Source organism: Micromonospora trifolii (genome assembly GCF_022229005.1).
GTDB classification, from domain to species: Bacteria; Actinomycetota; Actinomycetes; order Mycobacteriales; family Micromonosporaceae; genus Micromonospora; species Micromonospora trifolii.
Window position 1 is genome coordinate 1 of record NZ_JAKKFD010000040.1, and the last position, 19,165, is coordinate 19,165.

General features: G+C 69.3%; 22 protein-coding genes. 6 read left to right on the plus strand and 16 right to left on the minus strand.

The annotated features are described in order from the left end of the window. The 3 genes from NIE79_RS23630 to NIE79_RS23640 all read right to left on the minus strand — a co-directional run. Window positions 1-2,715, minus strand: a 2,715-nt coding sequence (locus tag NIE79_RS23630) for a CHAT domain-containing protein (protein ID WP_238680643.1), incomplete at its 3' end; no start/stop codon positions are given. Further along, entirely contained in the window at window positions 2,712-3,038 is a 327-nt protein-coding gene (locus NIE79_RS23635) for a hypothetical protein (protein WP_238680644.1), read from the minus strand. The genes NIE79_RS23635 and NIE79_RS23630, both read right to left, overlap by 4 nt. Window positions 3,039-3,405: 367 nt before the next feature. Beyond that, window positions 3,406-3,972, minus strand: coding sequence for a DUF3592 domain-containing protein (locus NIE79_RS23640; RefSeq protein WP_238680645.1), 567 nt, complete (start codon window positions 3,970-3,972; stop codon window positions 3,406-3,408). A gap of 40 nt (window positions 3,973-4,012) precedes the next feature. On the opposite strand from NIE79_RS23640, the gene NIE79_RS23645 reads away from it, so the two are divergent. Next, window positions 4,013-4,783 (plus strand): class I SAM-dependent methyltransferase, encoded by a 771-nt coding sequence (locus NIE79_RS23645; RefSeq protein WP_238680646.1) that lies wholly within the window; start codon window positions 4,013-4,015, stop codon window positions 4,781-4,783. Window positions 4,784-5,046: 263 nt separating this feature from the next. Here the strand turns inward: NIE79_RS23645 and NIE79_RS23650 are convergent, their stop codons facing one another. Next, a complete protein-coding gene (locus tag NIE79_RS23650) occupies window positions 5,047-5,421 on the minus strand; it encodes a VOC family protein (RefSeq protein ID WP_238680647.1) in 375 nt (124 codons plus the stop codon). Between the two features lie 114 nt (window positions 5,422-5,535). Between NIE79_RS23650 and NIE79_RS23655 the strand changes: the two genes are divergently transcribed. Genes NIE79_RS23655 through NIE79_RS23665 form a run of 3 tightly spaced genes read left to right on the plus strand, consistent with a single transcriptional unit; the run spans window position 5,536 to window position 6,787 of the window. Further along, window positions 5,536-5,994 (plus strand): SRPBCC domain-containing protein, encoded by a 459-nt coding sequence (locus NIE79_RS23655; protein WP_238680648.1) that lies wholly within the window; start codon window positions 5,536-5,538, stop codon window positions 5,992-5,994. Continuing rightward, window positions 5,991-6,341, plus strand: a complete 351-nt coding sequence (locus NIE79_RS23660) for an ArsR/SmtB family transcription factor (RefSeq protein ID WP_308193215.1) — start codon at window positions 5,991-5,993, stop codon at window positions 6,339-6,341. Before NIE79_RS23655 ends, NIE79_RS23660 begins: the two co-directional genes overlap by 4 nt. A gap of 2 nt (window positions 6,342-6,343) precedes the next feature. Continuing rightward, complete coding sequence (locus tag NIE79_RS23665) at window positions 6,344-6,787, plus strand: SRPBCC family protein (protein WP_238680649.1); 444 nt, start codon at window positions 6,344-6,346, stop codon at window positions 6,785-6,787. On the opposite strand, the gene NIE79_RS23670 is transcribed toward NIE79_RS23665, so the two are convergent. The 7 genes from NIE79_RS23670 to NIE79_RS23700 form a co-directional block, all read right to left on the minus strand. Further along, window positions 6,771-8,048 (minus strand): MFS transporter, encoded by a 1,278-nt coding sequence (locus NIE79_RS23670; RefSeq protein ID WP_238680650.1) that lies wholly within the window; start codon window positions 8,046-8,048, stop codon window positions 6,771-6,773. The genes NIE79_RS23665 and NIE79_RS23670 overlap by 17 nt on opposite strands. Before the next feature lie 101 nt (window positions 8,049-8,149). Next, window positions 8,150-8,431 (minus strand): hypothetical protein, encoded by a 282-nt coding sequence (locus NIE79_RS23675; RefSeq protein WP_238680651.1) that lies wholly within the window; start codon window positions 8,429-8,431, stop codon window positions 8,150-8,152. Between the two features lie 151 nt (window positions 8,432-8,582). Continuing rightward, window positions 8,583-8,783 (minus strand): hypothetical protein, encoded by a 201-nt coding sequence (locus tag NIE79_RS23680; RefSeq protein WP_238680652.1) that lies wholly within the window; start codon window positions 8,781-8,783, stop codon window positions 8,583-8,585. Between the two features lie 99 nt (window positions 8,784-8,882). Then, window positions 8,883-9,614 carry a class I SAM-dependent methyltransferase gene (locus tag NIE79_RS23685; protein ID WP_238680653.1) on the minus strand — a complete coding sequence of 244 codons (732 nt, stop codon included), beginning with the start codon at window positions 9,612-9,614 and terminating at the stop codon, window positions 8,883-8,885. A gap of 223 nt (window positions 9,615-9,837) precedes the next feature. After that, window positions 9,838-10,200: a PH domain-containing protein gene (locus tag NIE79_RS23690; protein WP_030337500.1), complete on the minus strand. Its 363-nt coding sequence runs from the start codon at window positions 10,198-10,200 to the stop codon at window positions 9,838-9,840. Between the two features lie 10 nt (window positions 10,201-10,210). After that, window positions 10,211-10,966, minus strand: a complete 756-nt coding sequence (locus tag NIE79_RS23695) for a class I SAM-dependent methyltransferase (RefSeq protein ID WP_238680654.1) — start codon at window positions 10,964-10,966, stop codon at window positions 10,211-10,213. Then, window positions 10,966-11,847: a LysR family transcriptional regulator gene (locus NIE79_RS23700; RefSeq protein WP_238680655.1), complete on the minus strand. Its 882-nt coding sequence runs from the start codon at window positions 11,845-11,847 to the stop codon at window positions 10,966-10,968. The genes NIE79_RS23695 and NIE79_RS23700 overlap by 1 nt, the downstream gene beginning before the upstream one ends. Window positions 11,848-12,050: 203 nt before the next feature. Here NIE79_RS23700 and NIE79_RS23705 point away from each other — a divergent pair, with 203 nt between their 5' ends. After that, on the plus strand, window positions 12,051-12,464 hold the full coding sequence (locus NIE79_RS23705; RefSeq protein WP_238680656.1) for a VOC family protein: 414 nt from the start codon (window positions 12,051-12,053) through the stop codon (window positions 12,462-12,464). Here the strand turns inward: NIE79_RS23705 and NIE79_RS23710 are convergent. Continuing rightward, window positions 12,451-12,759, minus strand: coding sequence for a 4a-hydroxytetrahydrobiopterin dehydratase (locus NIE79_RS23710; protein ID WP_238680657.1), 309 nt, complete (start codon window positions 12,757-12,759; stop codon window positions 12,451-12,453). The two genes, NIE79_RS23705 and NIE79_RS23710, sit on opposite strands and share 14 nt — an antisense overlap. 183 nt (window positions 12,760-12,942) lie before the next feature. On the opposite strand from NIE79_RS23710, the gene NIE79_RS23715 reads away from it, so the two are divergent. Continuing rightward, window positions 12,943-13,386 carry a (deoxy)nucleoside triphosphate pyrophosphohydrolase gene (locus NIE79_RS23715; RefSeq protein ID WP_238680658.1) on the plus strand — a complete coding sequence of 148 codons (444 nt, stop codon included), beginning with the start codon at window positions 12,943-12,945 and terminating at the stop codon, window positions 13,384-13,386. Between the two features lie 115 nt (window positions 13,387-13,501). Here the strand turns inward: NIE79_RS23715 and NIE79_RS23720 are convergent, their stop codons facing one another. From NIE79_RS23720 to NIE79_RS23735, 4 genes are all read right to left on the minus strand, one after another. Continuing rightward, entirely contained in the window at window positions 13,502-14,566 is a 1,065-nt protein-coding gene (locus NIE79_RS23720) for a succinate dehydrogenase/fumarate reductase iron-sulfur subunit (protein WP_238680659.1), read from the minus strand. After that, complete coding sequence (locus NIE79_RS23725) at window positions 14,563-16,491, minus strand: fumarate reductase/succinate dehydrogenase flavoprotein subunit (protein WP_238680660.1); 1,929 nt, start codon at window positions 16,489-16,491, stop codon at window positions 14,563-14,565. Before NIE79_RS23725 ends, NIE79_RS23720 begins: the two co-directional genes overlap by 4 nt. Before the next feature lie 12 nt (window positions 16,492-16,503). Beyond that, entirely contained in the window at window positions 16,504-17,310 is an 807-nt protein-coding gene (gene sdhC / locus NIE79_RS23730) for a succinate dehydrogenase subunit SdhC (RefSeq protein WP_112583731.1), read from the minus strand. A 266-nt stretch (window positions 17,311-17,576) separates the two neighbouring features. Next, the gene (locus NIE79_RS23735) at window positions 17,577-18,989 is read right to left on the minus strand and encodes a TldD/PmbA family protein (RefSeq protein ID WP_238680661.1); all 1,413 of its coding nucleotides are present in this window, start codon (window positions 18,987-18,989) and stop codon (window positions 17,577-17,579) included. Between the last annotated feature and the right edge of the window lie 176 nt (window positions 18,990-19,165).

The window sequence follows — 19,165 nt, forward strand, 5'->3', positions numbered from 1 at the left end:
GTGGGCTTCGGCCTCGTCGAAGCGCCGCTGCTGGTGCGCGGCGATGCCGGCTAGGTGATGCAGAGTTGCGGATTCGCGGCGTAGGTCTTCACGGTCGAGGTCGCGGGGAGCGGCGATGGCGGTGTCGAGCAGGTGCCGGCGGGTGTCCTGTTGTTTGGTCTGGTCGAGGTACTCCTCCACCGCCTGAACTATGGGAAGGACGGGTTGGCCGGTATGAAGTCCGTGATCGAGGGCGGTGGTGAGGTTGGCGTACTCGCTGTTCGATACGGCACGTCCGGTTTCCCGCTGCTGCGGCTGCGTCGAGGAGAGCAGCTGACGGATCTGCCTCCCGAGCGCGGTGTAGAGCCGGTAGTGCGCGTCCCGGGCAGCGTCATGTAGTTCAGGGTGGTCTTTGATGCGGGTGCGTAGGAAGTAGGGCAGGACCGGCAGGATCTGCACCCAGTTGACCAGGCGGGGGTGGGCTGTGGCGAGTCCGACCCGAACGGTTTCGGCGACCGCCGCGGCGAGGTCGATCGGGCCGAGGGCTTGCACCGCCTCGTGGTCGGCGAGCAACTCCTGGTAGTCGTCGAGGAACAGTGTGGGGATGCTGGCGGTGAACGGGGCCAGCAACAGCAAGGAATGCTGGATGGTGGGGTTGAGCCTGCCGTGGCTGTACTCGATGACCTGGTTGATGCGCCCGAGATCCGTGGCGCTGTTGCCTTGTTGCAGGTCGGCGAGGACCTGCGTCGGGGTTTGTGTGGCGAGGGTGGGCAGGACCACCGTCAGCGGCAGCGGATACCCACCGAGCAGGGTCCTCAGCCGCTCCAGTGCATCGCGCTGCTGCTTGTCGTGCAGGTGACGGGTTCCGCCGTGGCGAGTGAGGATGGCGTCGATGAGCACCGACGCGGCCTGGTCATCCAGGCCAGGCAGGGAGTAAGTGTTGTCGCCGAAGGTTCGGGGGCCGATCCACTGCTCGTCTTCGCGCGACCCGAACAACACGAGAGTGTTTCCGCCGCGCAGGCGGGCCAGGAACCCGGCGAGTCGTTCCCGTTCTGGGGCGGGCAGGGCGTGGGGGATCGCCGCCGGGGTGGCGGTGATCGACTCGGCGTTGTCCACGACCAGCAGATACCGGCGCGACCGCAGCAACCGGGCAATGTACTCGGGCTGTGCCTTCTCGGGCAGTAGCTCCAGCTTCGCCTGCTCCACCGTGTCCAGCAGGGTGGTGGCGATGTCGCGGATGATCTGGTTGAGGGTCCAGGCCCGGTGCTCGTAGCTGAACCGGAACACCATTTCCACCAGGCCGGTGCGTTGCCACCACCAGCCCAGATGTTCCAGCAGTGTCGACTTTCCGGCGCCGGCCATGCCTTTGACCAGCAGCATGTTGCGGTCGTCTCGGATCAGCAGCCGCCGCTCAATCGCTTGGATGTCCAGGTCCCGGCCGATGAACCCGTACTCCGTCGCCGGTTCGTCGCCGACCAGCGCCTCCCGCTGCAAAAACCGGACCTGATGCTCCACCGACATGTCCGACAGCGACAGCCGCACGTCCTGCTGGTTGAATACCACCGGCAGGACCCAGTCCTCCAACTCCAGGTCCTGATCGAAATACGCCTGCCGGGTCTTGTCGTCGAACAGCGACCGCCGCGCGGTCTGCATCGCCGCGACCGGGTCATCCCCTGCGGCCAGGCCCGAGTACAGCAGCGGCATCGCCTGTCTGGCGGCCGACACCGTCACCGAGTAAGCCATCCCCACCGTCACCGGGACACCGGCCTCCACCAGACGCTGGGCAAGGCTGGCCTCGCTGGCCGGTTCCTTCGCCGACTGGCAGGCGTTCAACACGGCCACCGGAACCTGATGCTCCGCCAACAGATCCGCGATGTCCTGCGCCGACACCGGATCCGCCTTGCCCTCGACCGCGGTTTCGAAGAACAAGAACGCCCGCTCACCGGCAAACGGCGCGAGCCGTCGCGCTCCAAACAGATACCGGTCAGCGGCCCGACCCCGCTCCAGTTCCTCAAATCCGGTCACCGCGCCATGCACATCGAAATGGATCACCTGGTAGTAGCCGCTGCCATGCAGCTTCGTCGCCGCGCGCAGATGCTGCTCCAGCGCCGGCCACGTCCCCGGCCGCACGAGATCCACCATCACCGGCCGATCCGCCCGACGCAACCCCTCCAACAGTGGCCGGGAGATCGTGCGGTAGCCGACATCGTTACGGCCTGCGGGCCGGGCGGTCACCACCAGAATGTTCAACGTCGGCCGCTGCGGCGGCAGCTCGAACCCGGACGGGGTCAGGTCCACCTGGCGGACAATCGGCAGTCGAATCGCCAACGGCACCGGCAACGCCGGATCGAACAGAGCTTCCCAGTGCAGGCGGTGGAACGCCGCCGAGCCCCGTACCTGCAAGCGGCAGCCGTCGAACCCGCGCCGCGCCACCGCCCGGTAGTTCACCAACGCTTCCCCGGCGAACACCTGCCGGCACAGCCGCTCACCATAGGCCCGCAGCTGCTCCACAGCCTCCCGAGCCAAATCCTTGTCCAGGAACGGAAACTGCAGATGCTCCTCGAAATACCACGCCAACCGGTCCTCGTCACCGTCGCTGGCCGGATCGGTAATCGTGACGTCGTACTCCGCACCCCCGCCAAAGGACACCCGCGCAATGAAGGACCCATCGATGGTGCGTGACCGCTCAGAAACACCGATCACCAATACGGGCTGGGCTTCACCGCTGGACGTCACGAGACGCTCCGGCGAACCCGGACCACCACCACACGATCATCACCCGAACGGGTTTCGGTCAATTCCAACTCCGTCACGTCCACAGCCGGCCGCTGCTGCACGATAAGCCGCCGGACCAGGTCATACAGCAGGCTGCTGGCCAGATTGACCGCCAACGGCACCAGCACCAACTCCGCCAAACCCGGCAAGAACGTTCCCGGAGCCGCCGGCTGCACCGACGCCGCTCCCAGGGCGGCAGCCTCCTCATCGGATTCCCACGCCTTCGCCAACGCCACCGGCACCACACCTACCGCCGGGTCCACCGCCACCACCAGCCGCGCCATCCCAAACCCTCCCCGATCAAGGTCCACGGAACGTGCCACCACGATGACACAGCGATCAAGCCGACAACAGGGCGCGAACGCACAAGACCGACTCAGAACCCCACAGCGAAGACGATCAAAGACACCCAGAACACTCCAGCCGCGTGCCGACCCGTGCCCGTCGCAGCGGTCAACACCGACCACCACCAACCGTTGCATCAGGACCGCTGTTACGGCCAGTCACGCCGGCCGACCATACCGAGCCAGGCGGGAGACGGTCATTGTTCCTTCCGGACCGACAAGTCGGGTAGCAAGGTTGTAGGAACGCCGAACCGTGCCGACAGCGGACCTCGATGCAGTTCATTGCCGTCACTCGTCTGTCGCGAGATCAGTCTAGGTTCGGCCGTCGCCGACTCGGCTTGCGTTTCCTTCCGGACCTGGCGTTTGCGAACTGTCGTTGACGCTGGTCCTGTTGCTGTCGCTGCCAGTCGCGTCGCCGGCGGTCGCGTCGTCGCTGGTGGAGGCGGGCGATCACAGCGAGCGCCATCGCCCCGGACAGAACCAGGCCTGCCGCTCCGACCAGCCCTTGCAGTCGGCCTCGGTGCCCGCTGAGGATGCCGAAATCGGTGACGAAATCCTCTGGGTCGTTGGGGTTGACCCAGATTCGCACCGCACTGCCGGCCGCTAGGCAGACCTCCCAACAGCCAACCTCGGCCTGACGCTGAGCGCCGGCGAATTCGTAGCGTAGGTGCATCGTGTTCCGCCGCTTGTGCACGAGTTCATCGACGACTGCCTGGGCTGGCACGCCCTCGACCCGTAGTCGACTCGCCCAAGCGTCGTTGTCCTGGAAGGTCTTTAACGGCAGCCACATCGTGACCATCCCGACCGCGAGGCCGAGTACGTAGACGGGGTAGCCGGCGCGCCACCAGCTCCGCAAGATCTGCACGGTGGCCATGGTCGCAGTCAATGTCCACAAGCGGCGGTAGGTTGACCGCATGACGGATCAGCAGCTCCGATCGTCGTTTGGCGCGGCGGCGACCGCGTACGCCGAGCACCGCCCGGACTACGCGCAGGCCGCGGTGCGGTGGGCGCTGGAGCCCGCCCCCGGTCTACGCGTGCTCGACCTGGGCGCCGGCACCGGCAAGCTGTCCGCGACGTTGGTGGCTGTGGGCGCGGACGTTGTGGCTGTCGAACCTGACCCGGCGATGCTCACCGAGCTACGCCGTGCGCTGCCTGCCGTCAGTGCCCTGCCGGGTAGCGCCGAGGCCATTCCGTTGCCGGACGGGTCCGTCGACGCCGTGCTCGCCGGCAACGCCCTGCACTGGTTCGACATGGCCCTCGCGGGAGCGGAGATCGCCAGGGTCCTCGCGCCCGGCGGTGTCCTGGCCGGATTGTGGAACATCATGGACGACGGGATCGACTGGGTTGCCGGGCTCGAACGGGTCAGCGGGAGTGCCGCCATCGGCCCGCGTGACACCCTGAGCAGTTGGCGCACGGCTACGGCGGACATGCTCGTTCCGAGCACCGACCTGGGTGCGCGGTTCGGGTCGACGGAGCAGGTCGAGTTCCCGCACGGGCAGCGCCGCAGCGCAGACTCGCTCGTCGCGACGCTTGCCACGCGGGCCGGGATGCTGGTCATGTCCGAAGAGGAGCGGGAGGCCACGCTCGGCCGGATCCGCGCCTTCCTCGGGAGCCGACCCGAAACCGCGCACGGCGAGTTCACGCTGCCGATGCTGACCGGCGTGCTGCGCGCCCGCCGGCGCTGACGTCAGCGATCCTCAACCACAAAACCTCGCGGCGTCAGGGGCGGACGGCCTTCTCGCCGTGAACGACTGCGTACTCCGTGGCGAGCCAGGGCCCGAGTTCGTCGATGAGTTCGTGGAGCACCCCCGGAACCGGCGACGGCGTGCGCCCGATGACGGCAGCTCTCCGCATCTCCTCGGCGCGATCAGCGTGAATTCCGGCCATGGGGGACACTCCGCCGGAGTTGGCGACGACGATCACCCACCGCCCGGGCGACCTCGGAGTCCTACTGCTCGGCCCAGGCGCCCAACTCGTTGCCGCTGGGGTCGGTGAAGTGGAACCGCCGGCCGCCGGGAAACTCGTACGGCCCATTCACCACCTGGCCGCCGGCCTCCTTCACTGCCTGCACGGACCTGTCCAGGTCGGCGGAGTAGAGCAGCACGAGCGGGCCACCCGCCCGAACCTCCTCGTCCAGACGGAGACCGCCCACCTCGGCTGCGACGTCCCCCTGGGGGCTGCGGATGCCCGCGTACTCCGGCCCGTAGTCGTTGAACTGCCAATCGAACGCGTCGGCGTAGAAGCGCTTGGCCACGGCGAGGTCGGTCACCGTGAGCTCGACGTAGTCGATGGCGTGGTGGCGGTGCGGCGCTGACTCAGACATGCGCCGATCGTGCACCCCGGGTACGACGCAATCGCGACATGCAACGAAAGGTTGCGCAACCGGAGCGGGTTGTCGTAGGTTGAGTGCAACCAAAGGTTGCGAAAGGTTGTGAGCATGGAACAGGGAACTATCGAACGCGACATCCACGTCAACGCGTCCCCCGAGGTCGTCTTCGAGGTGGTCAGCCAGCCCGAGCACATGCGGGAGTGGTGGCCCGACGACGCGCGGTTCGAGTCGGTCGCCGGCGCGCCCGGCGAGCTGGTCTGGCGCGACACCGACACCGGCGAGACGAAGACCGTCGCGCTCGCCGTCGTCGAGGTCGACCCGCCGAAGCGGTTCTCCTTCCGGTGGTGCTTCACCGAGCCGGACCGGAGCGGGCAGGCGCTGTTCGTCACCTTCGACCTGGTGCCCAGCGGGGCCGGGACGCTGGTCCGGATGACCGAGACCGGGTTCCGCGAGCTGGGTTGGGAGGTCGCTGTCCTGGAAGAGCAGTACCGCGACCACGAGAACGGTTGGGACCACTACATGCCCCGGCTGGGCGGGTACGTCGCGCGGCTGGTCGCGACCCCGTGAACGCCGCCGTCGACGACGAGTTGTGGTCGGCGATCGGCGACCCCATCCGGCGTACGATGATCGATCTTCTTCTCTCTGACGGGCCGGGCACGGCCACCTCGCTGAGCAGGCGGCTACCCGTCACCCGCCAGGCCGTCTCGAAGCACCTGGCGGTCCTCGACCGGGTTGGGTTGATCCACGCCGAACCGGCCGGTCGCGAGCGCCACTACCAGGTGGACGAGGCGCAACTCGCCCGCGCTGTCGCCCAGTTGTCGGCGGTCGGCTCCACCTGGGACGCCCGCCTGCGCCGGATCAAGCGCATCGCCGAGACGATCGAACTCCACCGCACCGACAACCAGGGAGGCTGAAAATGGTCGACATTGTGCACCAGGTCGGCGTCGTCGCTCCGCTCGCCGACGTCTACCGGGCCGTGGCAACCCCCGAGGGCGTCGCCGGCTGGTGGTCGGTCGACACGACCGGCAAGAGCGAGGTCGGCGGGCAGTTGGCCGTCCACTTTGGTGAGGACGGCGGGTTCGACCTGGAGATCCTTGAGCTGGACCCGGCTGGCCGGGTGCGGTGGCGGGTCGTCGGCGGCCCGGAGGAGTGGATCGGCACCGAGATCAGTTGGCGGCTCGACCAGCGGGGCCGTTACACGATCGTCGACTTCGCGCACGCCGCTTGGCGCGAGCCGACCGAACTCATGCACGAGTGCAGCACCAAGTGGGCGATCTTCCTGATGAGTCTCAAGGAGCTGGTCGAGACGGGGCGCGGCAGGCCGGCGCCGGACGACGTCCAGATCAGCGACGGGCACTGACCTCGGTGCCGGTTGGACCGCCGGGGGATCGCACGCTTCGCAGCGAGATCGCGATCCCCCCGGCGGCCAGGCCGAGAGCGGCTATCGCCGCCGCGCAGAGCAGCAGCGTCGGGCGTGCGCCGATGGCGCTCACCAAGGGGCCACCCAGCATGGTGCCCAGGGGCACCGCCAGCACGAGGATTGCCCCGTTCGCGGCGAGCACCGCCGGGAGCTGCGTGGTCGACGTGCTGCGCTGGAACAGCGCCATCGAGGTGGACCGGTACGGTGCCCAGATCACGCCCGCGAGCGCGAAGGCCGGCAGCGACAGGCTGGCCGGTGCGCCCAGGCCGAGGGGCAGCATTGCCACCCCGAACCCGATGACGATGCCGATGGTGGTGGCCCGCAGCGGCCAGTCGCGAAGGTGGCCGGCGACCACACCGCCGACGAGGCCACCGAGACCGAAGGCGGTGTAGTAGGCGCCGAGCAGCGTTGCGGAGGCGTGCAGGTCGTCCGTGAGGTGGATGGGCATCGCCACGTACACCGGTCCGAAGAGGAAGAAGAACCCGAGGCTCAGCACCAGCAGGCCCAGCAGGGTGGGGTCGTGGCGGATGACGGCGAAGCCGGCCGTCTTCGACGCGCCGCGCTCGGACCGACGGACGCCGTCGGTGACGGGGAGGGCGAAGCGGTACGTGAGGGCCAGCGCGGCGAAGGTGACGGCGTCGACAGCGATCACCCACACCGGGCTCACCCAGCCGATCAGGATGCCCGCCAGCGGCGGGCCGACGATGGTGGCGGACGCGGCGATGGTGGTGAGCAGCGCGTTCGCCGGCAGGTGGTGCTGCGGCGGCAGCAGCTCGGCGATCAGGGTGAAGCGTCCGGCGGTACCCCACGAGTGCAGTAACGCCGAGGCGGCGAGCAGGAGGACGTACAGCCAGACGGTGAGCACACCGGCGAGGTACGCGAGGGGGATCGCCCCGAGCGCGCTGGCCCGCAGGATGGCGTCCCACCCGGCGAGTTGGGCGCCGCTACGCCCGCGCAGCAGCCGGCCGAAGACGACAGTCCCGGCCGCGCTGGGCAGCGTGTACGCCGCCATGGCCAGCGCGATCCAGATGCCCCGCTGATCGTGCGGGGCGAGTTGAGTGGCGAGCCAGAACACAGTGACCACCGCCAGGCCGTCGCCCAACGCGGAGACGGCCAACCCGGGCAGAACGCGCCGGAGCTGAGGGTGACTGACCACCGGCCAGTACGGAGAGGAGCGCGGGAAACGGGAGGTGTCCGGCATGCTGTCAGCTCACCCGGCGCGGCACCTGCTTATCAACACCTACTGCTACCAGCAGAATCAGCCTGCTACCAGCAGAATCAGCCGAGGGTGAAAGGCTCGCATCACGGGCTCGGGCGGTCGTCCTCACTGGAAGGACGGTCCGGGCGCTGGTCTGCACCCGTTGTGGTCTGGCCGTCGAGCAACGCCGCGCGCAGCCGGTCGTTCTCGCGCTTGCCGCGACGGTCCCGGCTGAAAGCCGCGACGATCACACAGATCCAGCCGAGGAGCACCAGCACCCGGCCGATCGTATGCGCGCTGCCGTGTCCGTTCACGCGAAGGATCCAGCCGGCAACGAGCAGACCGAGTGCCAGCGCCAGGAGAACCCGTTCGACTCGTCTGGTCATCCTGGGCACCCGCTTCCGCTGACGGAGATCGACCCCGGCCCCTCGGTGACAGGTCGACGTGCCCACAGTGACACATCCACGCCCGTGCCCTCGGGCACCGGAGTTGGTCAAGCCTCCGGTGTCCGTCCGATCGGACAGCGAGCTGGCCGGATCACCGTTTCGAACCGCCGTTTCCGCGGGCAGCGCCGAAGGACGAGCCGATGCTCGCCACTATCGAACCCACCGAGGCGAGCGCCACCAGCACGGTGCCGGCCGTGTCGGCACCGCCGTCCCCGGCCACCCTGAGGATGATGCCGGTGACCATCAGGACGACCGACAGGGTCAGGACTACCTGGATGGCTCGTCTGCTCATGGCGGCCTCTCACTTTCCGGCGGCGGGAGATCGACTCGGGTTCCTTGACGCCGTGGCGATGTCACCACGACTTCTCCGGAACCCGAGTCGACCAAACCGCTACTCCGCCCGGTAGACGGAAATGTGTGACGGGCTGTCGGCCTGGAACGGTCGCCGGTGCCAGTCGGCGTACCGCTCGGTGAGCCGGAGCCCGGCCTGCTGCGCCATCTCGTCGATCTGGTGCGGCCAGGCGTACCGCATGGCGAACGGCTTCAGGTGCACACCGTCCGCGTCGAACGTGATCGTCTGCCGGATGAACCGCTGCGCCGGCCTGTCGTACCGGTGCAGTCGGATCGTCGCGGAGTCCTCGGTGACCTCACGCACCTGCACCTGCTCGTCCGAGTCGAAGCTGCGCGGGTCGGGCACGAACGTCTCGATGACGAACGCGCCGCCGGGCGACAGCACCCGGGCGACGTTGCGGAAGCAGTCCGCCTGCCGCTCGGCGTCCACCAGGTTGAACAGGGTGTTGAAGACCAGGTACGCGAGCCGGAACTCACCGGCCACCGGCACGTCCGCCATGTCGGCGACGACCACCGGGATCTGGTCGCCGCCGGGTTTCGCCAGCAGCTGCGCGAGCATCTCCTCGGACGCCTCGACGCCGTGCACGGCGAGGCCGCGTTCGGCCAGCGGCAGTGCTACCCGGCCGGTGCCGATCGCCAGTTCGAGAACCGGACCCCCGTCGGCCAGATCGGCCAGGAAGTCCACCGCTGGCGCGGGGTCGGGGTTGCCGGGGCCGTCGTAGTCGGCGGCCCAGAGCCGGCCGAAGAGGCCGGGATCGTCGAAGACCGACATCAGCGGCCTCCGGGGTTGGGGTCAGTGGCGCCCAGCAGCGCCAGGGGAACAGTCCTGCTCACGAAGTCTCGATTCCTCGGGTCGGATGACGGTTGGTTCGGGGGACTTCGTCGTGTTGGGCATGGTGGCTGCTCCCTTCGCGCGGCTGTCGACCGAGGACACCAGAGACGCCACGGGCCCGGCAAGGCAATTACGCCAGCCGGGCCCGCGACGGGACGTGCGGTCAGGAGATGTGGTGCAGGATCACGTTGTGCACGTGGTGGCTCTTCTGCGCGCCACGGAACTCCACCTCGTAGGTGTGCGTGCCGACGTGGATGGCGATGGCGCCGGTGGAGAAGAACGAACCACCCCACGACTTGTTGCTGACCACGCTCACGCTGGTGATCTTCGAGTACGGGATGCTGGTGATCGCGAACCGCTTCCCGACGAAGGACCGGTCCTGGATGATCACGCGGCGGTCGGTCAGCCCGATGAACCCGGTGCCGGTGCCGACGGCGTCGTAGACGGCGATGATCTGCTCGCCTTCAAGGAGGCCACTTTCGATCTGCTGGACCTGCTCTTTGCGGTCGTACGCGATGTTCGCCATGTGTTCCAGGCTAGAAAACCGGTGCCAGCGTGCCCACCCGAGCGAGGACCACGAACTCGCCGTCGCAGTGGCCGACGGGCTCGCCGTGCCAGCCCCCGTGGACGCTGTCCACGATGAAGCCCGCCCTGGTCAGGGAGGTGCGCAGCTCGGCCTCGGTGCGGAAGCGCAGGGTCGCCGAGCTGACCAGTTCTTCCCCGTCGTCGAAGTGGTAGTGGTGGGTGAAGTCGACCACTCCGTCGCGTACCCCGGTGACCTCGGTCCAGGCGCGGACCTCGCCGCCGTCGGGCAGCGTGACCAGCCGGTGCGAATCCGCCGGGTTCCACAGCTCCCAGCGACGGTCCGCCGGGTCGCGGGCGTCGAACACCAGCCGGCCGCCGGGCACGAGCGCCCGGGCCAGGTCGGCGAGGGTACGCGTCCACTCCGCGTCGTCCACGAAGAACTGGGCGACGTGGCTGGTCAGCACCGCCACGTCGAACGCCCTCTCCGGCAGCAGCGCCGAGGTGCCCTCGAGCCAGGTCACCCGCTCACCGCCCGGCTTGGCGCGTGCGGCGGCCACTGACGCGCCCGCCGGATCCACACCGGTGACGGTGTGGCCGGCGGCGGCGAGGGCAATGGTCAGCCGGCCGGTGCCGCAGCCGAGGTCGAGCACCCGGGCGGCCGGGGTCTCGTCGACCACCGTCTGGAAGAAGTCGTCGTCCGGCCCCCACCGGCACTCCGCGTCGTACACCTGGACCAGCCGGTGGTGGCGGAACTCGGCGTGCCTCATCAGGGGTTCGCGTCGGTCGCGGCGCGGACGAACTCGCGTACCCGGGTGGTGGTGTTGCTGGGCAGCCAGACCGGCCCTCGTTCGATCGGCGGCGCGTCGTGGATGGGCACGTACGCCACGTCGGGGCGCGGGTAGTAGCGGCGGGTGTGCTCGCCCACCGGCAGGACACCCCGGCTCAGCGCGACCAGTGACAGCATCTCGGAGAAGGTGTTCCCGGCGGGCCCCTTCGGCACGGGCCGGCCGGACGGCGTGCGCTCCGGGGTGCGGTCCCGCTTGAACTCCAGCGAGGTCACTGTCGGGTACTGCACCACCGGGTGGTCGGCGAGCACCTCCAACGACACCGACCGCTCCCGGGTGAGCGGGTGACCCGCCGCCACCGCCAGCACCCGATCCTCGGAGAGCAGCGCCGGGCCGGTGGCCATCCCGTCGAACGGGTACGAGGCGATCAACACATCGGTCGAGCCGTCGAGCAGCCCCGATCGGGTGGTGGACAACTGCGCCTCGTGCACCTCCACCCGGCAGTCCGGGTGCCGTTCGCCGAATAGGGCCACCGCCCGGAGCAGCACCGGCGCGGTCCACTCGCCGAGGAACGCCACCCGCAGCGTCCCGGTCACGCCCCGGGCGGCGTCGGTCGCGCGGCGGACGGCGCTGTCCATCTCGGCGACCAGCGGAGCCAGCTCGTCGGCGAGCTGCCGGCCGATCGGGGTGAGCTGGACGACCCGACTGGTGCGGGCGAACAGCGGTGCGCCGATCCGGCGTTCCAGCTTCTTCACGATGTGGCTGACCCGGCCGGTGCTGACTGTCAACCGCTCGGCGGTGCGGCCGAAGTGCAGTTCCTCCGCGAGGGTCAGGAACGTCTCGACCTCGTACCGCTCCAGCACACCGTTCCCATCGTTGACCTGTGGGCAACGATCGTAGCGGCATCAGGTCTTGGTCGGCGTCCCTCGTCCGGGGATCGTGAACGGGGCAGGAAACACCGAGCGAAGGGCTCTGACGTGAGCATTGACGACTACCTGACCGGCCTGGCCGGCCCACTGCGCGAGATCGGCGAGAAGCTGACGCCGGGGCTGGAGGCGTGAGCGCGGTGCGGGTAACCGGTTTCGACCACCTGGTGCTGACCGTCGCCGACGTGGAACGGTCCCTGGACTTCTACTGCCGCCGGCTCGGGCTGACGCCGGTACGGGTCGACGAGTGGCGCGCGGGCAGCGTCCCGTTCCCGTCGGTGCGGATCAGTTCCGACAGCATCATCGACCTCGTCCAAGGTGAGCCGCACGGCGCGAACGTGGACCACTTCTGCCTGGTGGTGGCACCACTGGACTGGGCGCAGGTGATCGAATCGGGGGTCTTCACGGTGCTGACCGGCCCGGTCAGCCGGTTCGGCGCCCGTGGTACGGCGACCTCGATCTACGTGCGGGACCCGGACGGCAACTCGGTGGAGCTGCGCTGGTACCCGCAGGACGCCGGGTCGGAGTCGGAGACGGTCGTCAGGCCTCGGTGACCGCCCGGTAGGCATCCTCGATGCGGGCGGCCAACAGCACCTCGCCCTCGGTCAGGGGGTCGCCGCTGCCGTGCCCGACCCGGATCTGGGTGCTGTCGGCCCGGCGGCTGATCTCGGGTCGCAGATGCAGCGCATCCGCGACGACCTTGACCCGTTCAGTTAGTGCGGCGTGTTGGGTATCGTCGATCACGAGCGTCCGTCGGATCTGCTCGCCCTCGCGCGTCCAACCAGATAGCAAGGTCAACGCGTCGGAAAGGTAGTCGTGCTTGGCCCTGCTGTTGAACAGCACGCGCATCACCGCACCCCCCAAGCGCCGTTGCCGGCTTGTGGCCAAATCGTCGCCATCCCGTGTCTTGTCGGTGTCTCCTAGTCTCTCGCTGCTCGGAAGGGGTGTCCACGCCCACACTTCCGTGTCTTATTGGCCTAGCGGACGGCTACGGTACCCAAACCGCCGATTGATCTGGCACCCTGGACGCCCGTGCGGACCGAACGGGCGAATGGTGGCGGGCAGGCCGAACGACGGGACCTGAAGGTGATCGTCGGTGCGGCGATCATCCGGGATGGGCGGGTGCTCGCCTGTGCGCGTTCCGCCCCACCCGAGGTAGCGGGCATGTGGGAGTTTCCGGGCGGAAAGGTCGAGCCGGGGGAGGCTGAGACCGACGCGTTGATCCGGGAGTGCGCCGAGGAGTTGGCCGTGCGCGTCGAGATCGGCGACCGGGTCGGCCGCAACGTACGGATGGCGCACGGCCGCTCGGTGCTCAAGGTGTACGCGGCCCGCCTGCTCGGCGGCGATCAGCCGCAGGCGCTGGAGCACGAGGCGCTCCGCTGGCTCACCGCCGACGAACTGGACTCGGTCACCTGGCTCCCCGCCGACGCCCCCATAGTGGCCGCCCTCCGCCCCCTCCTAACCCCAACCCCCTAACCCCTGCTCCCGCCCCCAGGCCCCTATCTCCGGGTGATGGGGGTGCGGGTGGGGGCGGGTAAACGTGGGACGGGGGCCGTGGCTACTGCCACGGCCCCCGTTGTTGTTCGGGTGGTTAGTGCTTGTTGTCCTGCTCCGGGTGAGCGAAGTTGAGGTGCTCCGGAGGCAGCGGGAAGGTCACGTCGTCGCCGAACGGCGACGGCGCTGCGGCCCGGTCGAAGGTGAGCTCGGTCAGCGGAAGCTTGCCCCGGTCGTCGACCGCCGGAGCGGTCGGGTGGGGCACCTCCCGGTGCCAGTTGACGCCGCTCTGCGCCTGCGCCTCAGCCTGCGAGTCGTGGGAGCCACCCGCGTGCGAGTGCACCCCACCTCGGGCGGAGCCCGGCGTCGCCGAGCCCTGACGGGCGGTGGTCACGCTGGTCTGGGGCGTCTCGCCCCGACGGAAGATCTTGCTACCAAGCCACACAAGGGGATCGTACCTGCGGTCGACGACCCGTTCCTTCATGGGGATGATCCCGTTGTCAGTGATCTTGATGTGCTCGGGGCAGACCTCGGTGCAGCACTTGGTGATGTTGCAGAAGCCGAGGCCCTGTTCGGCCTGCGCGTACTCCTTGCGGTCGGTCCGGGCGTCCAGCGGGTGCATGTCCAGCTCGGCGGCCCGGATGAAGTACCGCGGGCCGGAGAACGCCTGCTTGTTCTCCTCGTGATCGCGAATCACGTGGCAGACCGTCTGGCACAGGAAGCACTCGATGCACTTGCGGAACTCCTGCGAGCGCTCCACGTCGACCTGCTGCATCCGGTAGTCACCCGGGGCCACGTCGGCCGGAGGGGCGAACGCCGGGGTCTCCCGTGCCTTCTCGTAGTTGAACGAGACGTCGGTGACCAGGTCCCGGATGATCGGGAAGGTGCGCAGCGGGGTGACAGTGACGGTCTCGTCGTCGCCGAAGGTCGACATTCGCGTCATGCAACCCAGCCGCGGCTTGCCGTTGATCTCCATCGAGCAGGAGCCGCACTTGCCGGCCTTGCAGTTCCACCGGCAGGCCAGGTCGGGCGCGTCGGTTGCCTGCAGGCGGTGGATGACGTCGAGGACGACCTCGCCCTCGTTCACCTCCACCATGTAGTCCTGGAGGTCACCGCCGCTCTCGTCGCCCCGCCAGATCCGGAACTGACGCTTCCCGCTCATCGGTTGTCCGCCTCTCCAGCGTCGGCAACGAGGGCGTCGAAGTCGGCGATCTCCTCGTCGGTGAGGTACTTGGCCAGCTCAGCCCGGTCGAAGAGGCCGATCAGCTCCGGCCGCATCTTCGGCAGCGGCTTGCGGGTCAGCTGCACGGTGTCGCCGTCCAGCGCGCAGACCAGGTTGACCTGCCGCCACTTCGGCTCCATCGCCGGGTAGTCCTCCCGGGTGTGCCCGCCACGCGACTCCTGCCGCTCCAACGCCGCCTTCGCGGTGCACTCCGAGACCACCAGCATGTTGCGCAGGTCCAGGGCAAGATGCCAGCCCGGGTTGTAGCGTCGGCCGCCGGCCGCGCTCACCTTGGCCACCCGCTCACGCAGCTCGGCGAGCCGAACCAGCGCGTCGGCCAGCTCGCCCTCCCGACGGATGATGCCCACCAGGTCACCCATGACCACCTGGAGGTCCTGCTGAAGGGTGTACGGGTTCTCGCCGGTGTCCCGCTGCAGCGGAGCGAGGGCGGTTTCCACGGCGGCCTCGACCTCGTCCACTGCCACCTTCGGCCGGGCGGTCAGCCCGTCGGCGTAGCTGGCCGCGTGCCCGCCCGCCCGCTTGCCGAAGACCAGCAGGTCGGACAGGGAGTTGCCGCCGAGACGGTTGGAGCCGTGCATGCCGCCGGAGACCTCACCGGCGGCGAACAGCCCGCGTACGTGGCCGAAGGCGGCACCCGAATCCGGGTCCACCTCGACGCCGCCCATCACGTAGTGGCAGGTCGGGCCGACCTCCATCGGCTCGGCCGTGATGTCGACGTCGGCCAGCTCCTTGAACTGGTGGTACATCGACGGCAGCCGGCGGCGGATCTCGTCAGCCGAACGTCGGCTCGCGATGTCGAGGAAGACACCGCCGGCGGGGGAGCCCCGGCCGGCCTTGACCTCGCTGTTGATCGCGCGGGCCACCTCGTCGCGGGGCAGCAGCTCCGGTGGGCGCCGGTTGTTGTCCGGGTCGGTGTACCAGCGGTCCGCCTCCTCCTCGGTCTCCGCGTACTGCTTGCGGAAGACGTCGGGGACGTAGTCGAACATGAACCGCTTGCCGTCGGAGTTCTTCAGGACGCCGCCGTCACCACGCACCGACTCGGTGACCAGGATGCCCTTCACCGAGGGCGGCCAGACCATGCCGGTCGGGTGGAACTGGAGGAACTCCATGTTGATCAGCGTCGCCCCGGCGCGCAGCGCCAGCGCGTGCCCGTCCCCGGTGTACTCCCAGGAGTTCGAGGTGACCTTGTAGGAGCGCCCGACCCCGCCGGTGGCCAGCACGACCGCCGGCGCCTCGAAGAGGATGAACTCGCCCGACTCGCGGTAGTAGCCGAACGCGCCGGCCACCCGGTCACCGTCGAGCAGCAACTCGGTGATGGTCGTCTCGGAGAACACCCTGATCCGGGCGTCGTACGAGCCGAACTCCCGCTGGTCCTCCTGCTGGAGCGAGACGATCTTCTGCTGGAGGGTGCGGATCAGCTCCAGGCCGGTCCGGTCGCCCACGTGAGCCAGGCGCGGGTACTCGTGGCCACCGAAGTTGCGCTGCGAGATCTTGCCGTCCTTGGTGCGGTCGAACAGCGCACCGTACGTCTCCAGCTCCCAGATCCGCTGCGGCGACTCCTTCGCGTGCAGCTCGGCCATCCGGAAGTTGTTGAGGAACTTGCCGCCGCGCATGGTGTCGCGGAAGTGCACCTGCCAGTTGTCCCGGCTGTTCACATTGCCCATCGCGGCGGCCGCGCCGCCCTCGGCCATCACCGTGTGCGCCTTGCCGAACAGCGACTTGGAGATGATCGCGGTCTTCTTGCCGGCCAGCCGGGCCTCGATCGCCGCGCGCAGACCGGCGCCGCCGGCCCCGATGACGACGACGTCGTAGTGGTGTCGTTCGATGCGAGTGGTTGTGGTCATGTCAGGGGCCCTTTAGTTGATGAACCGCAGGTCGGAGAACCAGCCAGCCGCGAGCGCCATGATGTAGAAATCGGCCAGCGCCAGAGTGCCGAGGGTGATCCAGGCGAGCTGCATGTGCCGGACGTTCAACGCCGAGACGAAGGTCCAGGCCTTGTACCGCACCGGGTGCTTGGAGAAGTGCTTGAGCCGGCCGCCGATGATGTGCCGGCAGGAGTGGCAGGAGATTGTGTACGCCCAGAGCATCACCACGTTGAGCAGCAGGATGATGTTGCCCAGCCCGAAGCCGAAGCCCTTCGGCGAGTGGAAGGCGAGGATCGCGTCCCAGGTGTTGATCAGCGAGATGATCGCGGCGGCGTAGAAGAAGTAGCGGTGCAGGTTCTGCCCGAGCAGCGGGAAGCGGGTCTCACCGCCGTACTCCTTGTGACCGTCCGGGACGGCGCAGGCCGGCGGCGACAGCCAGAACGACCGGTAGTAGGCCTTGCGGTAGTAGTAGCAGGTGAGCCGGAACAGCAGCAGGAACGGCAGGGTCAGCGCGGCGTCCGGGATGATCCACCAGCCGGGCAGGAACCTGCCGAAGTGCGAGGCTTCCTCGACACACCGGTCGGTAACGCACGGGGAGTAGAACGGGGTCAGGTAGTGGAACTGGTCCACCCAGTACCACTTGTGCATGAAGACCCGGACCGTCGCGTACGCGACCCAGGCGCTGAGCCCGATCACGGTGATCAGCGGGGCGAACCACCATCGGTCGGTACGCAACGTCTTCGCCGCGATGGCGGCGCGCGCCCGCGCCCCCCTCGGCCTCGTTGCCGTTGAAGTCATTCGAGTCGTCTCCTCGACGGGCCCGTACGGGCGGGCTGGTCTCTCTCCGGTCGGCACGCGGACCGGCGAACCCGCACCCGCTGCCACGTCATGCGCACACCAACGACCACGCCGGATCGACCGACGCAGCTAAGTGACACACGTTACGCCGATCTCCGCGAGCCGTCCGCGCAAGGGAGTGTCCCGTGTGTCTGGCCTGCGGAAAAGCCCTCGACGCGCCGGTTTGGCGCGCGTCGTCGAGAACATCAGCGTGCGTCACCGAGACGTCAGCCGGAGGCGCCTCCGGTGAAGTGCCAGGACGCCAGCCGCAGCGACGGCGCCGCCCACCAGGCACCGTCCACCCGCTCCGGTTGGCGCACCGCCCGCGCACCCAGCCCGAGCACCGCCCCCGGCCCGAGCGCCCGCGGGTACGACTCGGTGAACCGCAGGTCACGGACCGCCCGGACGACAGTGCCGTCCTCGATCAGCCAGACGCCGTTGCGGGTCAACCCGGTGACGACGAGGCTCTTCGGGTCGAGCACCCGCGTGTACCAGAGGTCGGTGACCAGCAGCCCTCGGCGTACGCCGGCCACCAGAGCGGCGGTGTCCGCGTCGACGACAGCTCCGGCCGCCGCGCCGGTCGTGCTGCGGCCCACCGCACTGGCCGGGCCTGCCGCCGCGCCGGTCAGCCGCAGATTGCGGGGCATCGGGCCCCAACTGGCACCTCCCGCCACCGCGTGCCCGGTGGACTCCGCGCCCGCCTGGGCCGCGGACCGGCGATCGTGCGCCACCGCCCGGGTGGTGCCCGCCTCGACCAGCGTCAGCGCACCTCGGCCGGTGCCCTCCGCGTCGAACGGCAACCCGGACCCGCCCAGCGGGTCGTCCACCAGTGTCACCGCCCGGTCGAACTGTGCCGCGCCCGGCTCGGCGAACGACTGCCGCTCGGCGTACCGCTTGCCGTTGAAGCCGTAGAAGGACAGGTTCTGTAGGAGGTCCGCCACGGCGGCCGGCTCGAACACCACCTCGTAGTGCCCCGGCGGCAGCTCGACCGGGTCGGCCGCCGCCTGCGCCTTCGCGGCCGCCTGCGCACCCAACTCGGCGCCGTCGAGGTCGGACAGCCGGTCGGCGCTGCGCCGGGCCACCCCGTCCGCGCCATCGCGGCGCGCGATGCCGTCCATCGCCGCCTCCGCCGAGCGGCCGTACGCCGAGTGCCCGGCCGAGTTGGCGAACGCCGACGAGCGGTGCGCGGTGCGGCAGTAGCCGGCGGTGCTGAGGCCCCCGGCGGCGGCCACGAACGCCCCCACCCGATCGGCCCGCTGATCCGGCTCGGCGTGCGCGGTGGCCTCGTCGACGGGCGGTGCGTCCGGCGTGGGCATGGGCGGGGCCAGCCCCGGCCAGCCCGGGTCCGGCGGGCAGAGCCGCGCCGCGGCCAGGGTGCGGTCCACCAGGGCGGACAACCCGTCCGCGGTGACCACGCTGCCGCCGCCGGCAGCCGTCCGACCATCGAGATGCACCCGCAGCCAGACCCCGACGGTCGACTCGGAGACGTTCTGGTGGATGCCCGAGTTGGCGAACCGGGTCAGTGCCAGGTCCGCACGTGTCACCACCGCCTCGGCCTGCACGGCCGGCCCGCCACGACGCCGGACCAGCTCCACGACCTGCCCCGCCAGCTCCAACTCCGTCGAGCCGCCCGTACTCATGCTGAGCCACCTGTCGTTCGCGACTGCGGGGCTCGCAAACCCGGCTCACTCCTCGCGCTCACTGAGCCACCCTTCGTTCGCGACTGCGGGGCTCGCAAACCCGGCTCACTCCTCGCGCTCACGCTGAAACCCCCACTCGGACGTTGCGGAACCGGGCCGGCGCGGCCGGGTGGCCG

Coding starts and splice junctions, on each gene's coding strand:
- NIE79_RS23725 (WP_238680660.1), bottom strand. CDS start 16,491: ATGACCACAACCACTCGCATCGAACGACACCACTACGACGTCGTCGTC.
- NIE79_RS23650 (WP_238680647.1), bottom strand. CDS start 5,421: ATGTCTGAGTCAGCGCCGCACCGCCACCACGCCATCGACTACGTCGAG.
- NIE79_RS23635 (WP_238680644.1), bottom strand. CDS start 3,038: ATGGCGCGGCTGGTGGTGGCGGTGGACCCGGCGGTAGGTGTGGTGCCG.
- NIE79_RS23685 (WP_238680653.1), bottom strand. CDS start 9,614: ATGTCGGTCTTCGACGATCCCGGCCTCTTCGGCCGGCTCTGGGCCGCC.
- NIE79_RS23665 (WP_238680649.1), top strand. CDS start 6,344: ATGGTCGACATTGTGCACCAGGTCGGCGTCGTCGCTCCGCTCGCCGAC.
- NIE79_RS23710 (WP_238680657.1), bottom strand. CDS start 12,759: ATGCGCGTGCTGTTCAACAGCAGGGCCAAGCACGACTACCTTTCCGAC.
- NIE79_RS23640 (WP_238680645.1), bottom strand. CDS start 3,972: ATGGCCACCGTGCAGATCTTGCGGAGCTGGTGGCGCGCCGGCTACCCC.
- NIE79_RS23675 (WP_238680651.1), bottom strand. CDS start 8,431: ATGACCAGACGAGTCGAACGGGTTCTCCTGGCGCTGGCACTCGGTCTG.
- NIE79_RS23690 (WP_030337500.1), bottom strand. CDS start 10,200: ATGGCGAACATCGCGTACGACCGCAAAGAGCAGGTCCAGCAGATCGAA.
- sdhC (WP_112583731.1), bottom strand. CDS start 17,310: ATGACTTCAACGGCAACGAGGCCGAGGGGGGCGCGGGCGCGCGCCGCC.
- NIE79_RS23670 (WP_238680650.1), bottom strand. CDS start 8,048: ATGCCGGACACCTCCCGTTTCCCGCGCTCCTCTCCGTACTGGCCGGTG.
- NIE79_RS23695 (WP_238680654.1), bottom strand. CDS start 10,966: ATGAGGCACGCCGAGTTCCGCCACCACCGGCTGGTCCAGGTGTACGAC.
- NIE79_RS23735 (WP_238680661.1), bottom strand. CDS start 18,989: ATGAGTACGGGCGGCTCGACGGAGTTGGAGCTGGCGGGGCAGGTCGTG.
- NIE79_RS23655 (WP_238680648.1), top strand. CDS start 5,536: ATGGAACAGGGAACTATCGAACGCGACATCCACGTCAACGCGTCCCCC.
- NIE79_RS23680 (WP_238680652.1), bottom strand. CDS start 8,783: ATGAGCAGACGAGCCATCCAGGTAGTCCTGACCCTGTCGGTCGTCCTG.
- NIE79_RS23720 (WP_238680659.1), bottom strand. CDS start 14,566: ATGAGCGGGAAGCGTCAGTTCCGGATCTGGCGGGGCGACGAGAGCGGC.
- NIE79_RS23645 (WP_238680646.1), top strand. CDS start 4,013: ATGACGGATCAGCAGCTCCGATCGTCGTTTGGCGCGGCGGCGACCGCG.